This is a genomic window from Solemya elarraichensis gill symbiont, assembly GCF_002021095.1.
GTDB lineage: Bacteria > Pseudomonadota > Gammaproteobacteria > Chromatiales > Chromatiaceae.
In genome coordinates this window covers 1-5,221 of the sequence record NZ_MPRK01000129.1, presented here as the reverse complement: position 1 = coordinate 5,221, position 5,221 = coordinate 1, and the positions used below count along the sequence as shown (strand labels likewise).

5 protein-coding genes and 1 pseudogene are annotated in these 5,221 nt (G+C 50.4%); 3 read left to right on the top strand and 3 right to left on the bottom strand.

Annotated features, from left to right (window positions below; translation table 11 throughout):
• Nucleotides 1-109: 109 nt before the first annotated feature.
• From BOW51_RS11150 to BOW51_RS07340, 3 genes are all read right to left on the bottom strand, one after another.
• Nucleotides 110-277, bottom strand: a complete 168-nt coding sequence (locus BOW51_RS11150; protein WP_167367269.1) for a hypothetical protein — start codon at nt 275-277, stop codon at nt 110-112.
• A gap of 296 nt (nt 278-573) precedes the next feature.
• Complete coding sequence (locus BOW51_RS07345; RefSeq protein WP_078477113.1) at nt 574-1,614, bottom strand: NADP(H)-dependent aldo-keto reductase; 1,041 nt, start codon at nt 1,612-1,614, stop codon at nt 574-576.
• A 36-nt stretch (nt 1,615-1,650) separates the two neighbouring features.
• A complete protein-coding gene (locus BOW51_RS07340) occupies nt 1,651-2,601 on the bottom strand; it encodes an AEC family transporter (RefSeq protein ID WP_078477112.1) in 951 nt (316 codons plus the stop codon).
• 139 nt (nt 2,602-2,740) lie between these two features.
• Here BOW51_RS07340 and BOW51_RS07335 point away from each other — a divergent pair, with 139 nt between their 5' ends.
• From BOW51_RS07335 to BOW51_RS07325, 3 genes and pseudogenes are all read left to right on the top strand, one after another.
• On the top strand, nt 2,741-3,940 hold the full coding sequence (locus tag BOW51_RS07335) for a BaiN/RdsA family NAD(P)/FAD-dependent oxidoreductase (RefSeq protein WP_078477114.1): 1,200 nt from the start codon (nt 2,741-2,743) through the stop codon (nt 3,938-3,940).
• Nucleotides 3,941-3,978: 38 nt separating this feature from the next.
• A complete protein-coding gene (mepA, locus tag BOW51_RS07330; protein ID WP_078477111.1) occupies nt 3,979-4,818 on the top strand; it encodes a penicillin-insensitive murein endopeptidase in 840 nt (279 codons plus the stop codon).
• A gap of 38 nt (nt 4,819-4,856) precedes the next feature.
• Nucleotides 4,857-5,221 (top strand): annotated as a pseudogene (locus tag BOW51_RS07325) (hypothetical protein); the annotation flags it as partial.

Here is a 5,221-nt window from a genome sequence, read left to right as displayed (position 1 = left end):
AATGATGGATATGTTTGACCCAAAGGGAAAAGAGGCTGAAAAATAAGCCCGGGAGTTACTGCCAGCAGATTCAATCTCTGCCAGTTAACCCACTCTGAATTCCATCCGTTTAATTGTACCCCAGGAAGGCAATATCACGGGTCTCTTCCGGTGCCAGTTCATCATCCTTCATATAACTGAACCAACGGGTCTTTTCGTTCTTTTGTGATTTTTTCTGTGCGCTCTTGTGCGCTTTCTTGTTTTGCTTTTCAGCAGAGTGCCGATTCGCATCTGACATATTTTGTTCCCCAGCCAAAGTAATAACGCGATGCCCCGGTCTGCAGACAACCTTGCAGCCTTCAATAGAATATAGACAATAAATCAGAAAGTTACAAATTTATTAATGAAAAAAGCTTCATTGAATCAAGAGCTTAACAGAATAAGTGCGGGTAAATTATTTTTGCGGCGCAGCAATTAGTGCAGTTACAAGGCATTTCATGTCTTGTTTTTCCCTTTATTTTCAATAAGTTATACAATTCCAGTACTGGGTAAGAAAATATCCTTCCAGATTAATGGGTTACGTCTACTTGCTGGTTACGGGGAGGGATTTGGGTGCTCCTCGTGGATGCCATCAATCGCCTTTAGAAGCTCCTTGTCGAGCGATATCCCGAAGCTGGCAATATTGCTTTCAAGCTGCTGCATTGATGTTGCACCAATAATATTTGATGTCACGAAAGACCGGCTGGTCACATAAGCCAGCGCCATTTGTGCCGGATCAATCTCCCACTCTTTCGCCAGGCCGACATAGGACTCGGTTGCGGCAACTGCACGGGGATTACTGTAACGGTCAAAATGGCTGAACAGCTTCAGGCGTGTCCCTTCCGGCAAGGCACCGTGAAGATATTTCCCTGACAAAACACCAAACGCCATCGGTGAATAGGCAAGCAGGCCGACAGCCTCGCGATGAGAGAATTCGGCCAGCCCCACTTCGAAAGTCCGGTTCAAAAGGCTGTAAGGATTCTGGAGAGAGTGAATGCGCGGCAAGTCCTGTTCACGTGAGAGACGAAGATATTCGGCAACACCCCACGGCGTCTCGTTGGAGACACCGACATGGCGAATCTTGCCCTCCCTGACGAGTTCATGAAGAGTCTCCAGTGTCTCTGCTATCGGTACACCTTTGTCCTGCTGGGGATACTTGTAGCCTAGTTGACCAAAAAAGTTGGATGGGCGATCCGGCCAGTGCACCTGGTAGAGGTCAATGTAGTCCGTTTGCAGGCGCCTCAGGCTATCCTCTATCGCGATTCGGATATTTTCACGACTAAGACAATTGTCAGGGCCGCGAATATAATCCATCCAGTCCGCGCGCCCAACCGCCTTGGTCGCCACTATAAGCTTATCCCTGTTGCCCCGGGAAGCCAGCCACTGACCAATCTGCTCCTCGGTTCTACCCATGGTTTCTGCCCTTCCCGGCACCGGGTAGAGTTCTGCCGTATCGATGAAATTGATACCGGATGAAACTGCAAAATCAAGCTGTTCGAAGGCTTCATCCTGGCTGTTCTGTTCGCCGAAGGTCATGGTGCCTAGGCAGAGTGCGCTGACCTTTAGGTCTGTTTCCCCGAGTTGCCGATATTCCATACTGTTTCCTGTCAATAAATCATTGCAAGCATACAACTATATTAAGCCCAATCCACGCATCGATGCGATACCAATACTCGTAAACAACAGCGAACCAAAGGTTGTCACTACGACAATATTCGCCGCCAACGCAGGATTACCACCCATCGCACGTACCATCACGTAACTTGCTGCCGCAGTCGGTGCAGAAGTCATCATAAATAACACACCGAGTTCCATACCACGCAGGCCTACAAGAATTCCACCTCCAGTCAGAAGCACAGGCACGAAGATCAATTTACAGCCACTTGCAAACATCGCATTGAAGGTTTCGTATCGTAATACTCTCAGACTCAGGGAGGCCCCGGTGACCAACAGGGCAAATGGCAGGGTCATTTGCGCAAAATAGTCGCCTGCACGCAACAGTACAAAAGGGATTTCTACCTCCCACCAGGCAACAGGAAGTGCCAGTAATATACCAATGATCAGGGGGTTCGTTCCTATATCCCTGAAGGATTGAAGCATCGAACGATGCCTGTTGAGTGATCGGTTGAGAGTAATCACTGCCAACACATTGAACAGGATAGTGACAATTCCAAGATAGAGAGACGCCGCAGCCAGGCCGGCTTCACCATAGCCATTAAAACAATAAGCCAGCCCGATAATTCCCATATTTGAGCGAAATGCGCCTTGTACCACGACACCCCGCTCCTCTGCAGGTGTCACAAGGTAATTTGCCAGCAATTCAAGCAGGAGGTACACACACAGGGTTCCAACAATTCCGACTGTAATCAGTTTAAAATTGGCAACGCCGGAAAATCCCGTTTTGCTGATAGTGATAAACAGCATGGAAGGCAGAAGTACATTGAACACCAGCTTTGAACCGGAATCGATAAAAGCCTCGGTCAGAATCCCTATCCTGGCGAGAAAAATACCCAGGAGCAGAATGACGATGATCGGCCCTGTTACCGTTAAGGCAAACTGAATTGTCGATAAAAAGTCTGCCATCTATTTTTTCCGGCGTGAGAATCCTGTGAATAGTCGCACCATTCTACCCGCAACTGCTGATGCTCTGTCGTACAGTGTTGCAACTCTGGTTAACTCAACGGAGAATGCTGATTCTGTTTATCTGCATGACACCCATACAATGACACAGACAGAGAATTACTATGATGTCATCATCGTTGGCGGCGGAGCCTCAGGCCTTTTTTGCGCCTCTCTCGTCGGCCAGTGTGGGCTGCGTGTTCTGGTCATTGAACACACCTCAAAAGCCGGCAAGAAAATTCTCATGTCCGGTGGCGGCCGCTGCAATTTCACCAATCTCCAGGTTGAGGCAGATAACTACATCTGTGCAAACCCCCATTTCTGCAAATCGGCACTCAATGGCTATACCCAGTGGGATTTCATCGCACTAGTCGACAGCTACGCAATCAAATGGCACGAGCGTGATCATGGGCAACTCTTTTGCGACAATTCCGCACGCGAGATTCTCGACATGTTGCTGAGCGAGTGTGGCAAGGCCGGGGTGACAATTGAAACCCGCTGTGAAGTGACACAAATAACAGCTGGCGAAGGCTACACAATTGAAACCGGCAAAGGCACACTGGCCTCGGACAAGCTGGTTATTGCTACCGGCGGCCTCTCCATCCCCACAATGCATACCACTCCCTTCGGTTACCAGATCGCAGAACAGTTCGGCATGCGAGTCAAGTCGACTCGGGCCGGACTGGTACCTTTCATGTTCAGTGACTGGTTCAGGGAGATGAGTGAAAAACTCTCTGGCATTGCAATTGAAGTCACCATTTCGACAGGCAAACACGCCTTCACCGAGAACATTCTTTTTACACACCGCGGCCTCAGCGGCCCGGCTGTCCTGCAACTCTCCAACTACTGGGAACCAGGTGAGACCGTCAGCATTGACCTGATTCCAGGTGATGATCTCGAACAGTTGTTTCTGGAAGAGAAGCAAACCAACCCAAAGTCGAACCTGCGCCAGTTACTGATACAGAAACTGCCAAAAAAGCTGGTCGATCTGCTCGCACAGAGATACTGGAATGATGAAACAGCCCAATCAATCACGGAAATTCCGAACCGGCGGCTCACGGAAATTGCACATGAACTGCACCACTGGGAACTCAAACCCGCCTCTACTGAAGGATACCGAACTGCCGAAGTGACACTGGGTGGGGTCGATACTGATGACCTCTCATCAAAAACCATGGAGAGCAAAACACAAAACGGCCTCTACTTCATCGGCGAAGTTGTCGATGTCACAGGACACCTTGGCGGCTATAACTTTCAATGGGCATGGTCATCCGCACATGCGGCAGCAAAGGATCTTTGCTAATCTTAAATATATATGAGCTGTTTCAATACGAGTATCACATGATTCGCAACCTGACCCTGCTTGCCATTTTAATCTCCAGCGCAGCCTGCGCCGCCTCGAATCCATGGGAAAAGTTCCAGTCACCGCTTGAACTGACGCCCGAGCCCGTCGGAAGCTATGCCAACGGCTGCCTGATTGGTGCAGAGGCCTTACCCGCACACGGCAAGGGTTACCAGGTTGTTCGGCTCAAGCGACATCGAAACCACGGTCACCCGAAACTTGTTGAATTCCTGGAAGATCTTGGCACGAAAGTCAAAAAAGAGAATCTCGGCCTGATGTTGGTGGCAGACATGGCTATGCCAAGAGGTGGCCCATTTACCAAGGGCCATCGCAGTCACCAGACGGGGCTTGATGCCGATATCTGGCTACCGCTCGACTACAAGAACGTCAATAGCAACAAGGGCGACCTCGAATCTGTCTCCATGGTTGATATAAAAGCGTTTGTTGTCGACAAAAGAGTCTGGACAGACAAGCAGGCTCAGATGATCAGGTTCGCGGCAGATGACAAACGTATCGCGCGTATTTTTGTGTACCCTGCCATCAAGAAATCCTTGTGCGAAAAAAAATGGCGTAGTCGCAAGTGGCTCAACAAGGTACGTCCGTGGTGGGGACACGACTCCCATTTCCACGTACGCCTGAAGTGCCCCGCAGGCGCAGTCGAATGCAAACCGCAATCCCCTCCCCCGGCAGGAGATGGGTGCGGTACAGAACTGGCTTCCTGGTATCCGGAAAACCAGCCGGACAAGCCAGTTGTGAAGAAACCGCGTCCAAAACCAGTACTGCCTGCAACCTGCCAGGCACTGCTGAAAGAGACAGACCTGTCTGCCTTGAAGCATTGAGATACAATCAACACAAGATGATTACGGGAGAGAGCACGATGAGCAAAACAGTCACCCAGTCAGTATCAGCAGCTGCGTTGATCATGATTTCAGGCCAGACTGCTGCTCAGCCCTACTATCAGCCGGCATACCCGACTCAGAGTGAGTTACCACCTCCGGAGTATGCCTACCCTCCCGCCTATGCATCGAACCCCTATCCTCGTGAACGCCGCTGGTCAATGTGGCGCGATGGCTGGGACTTTGACCGTCGCACCAAGCCCTGGGAGGGCGACTACTGGGATGGCCGTGATCGTTGGGGTAACCGCGGCGACTGGGGGCCATTAGAAGGCGTTGTCGATGGCAGCGGAGCAGGCGATTTTGAATTCAATATTTCTGCAGAGATTGAATTTGACGCTGATGCTGA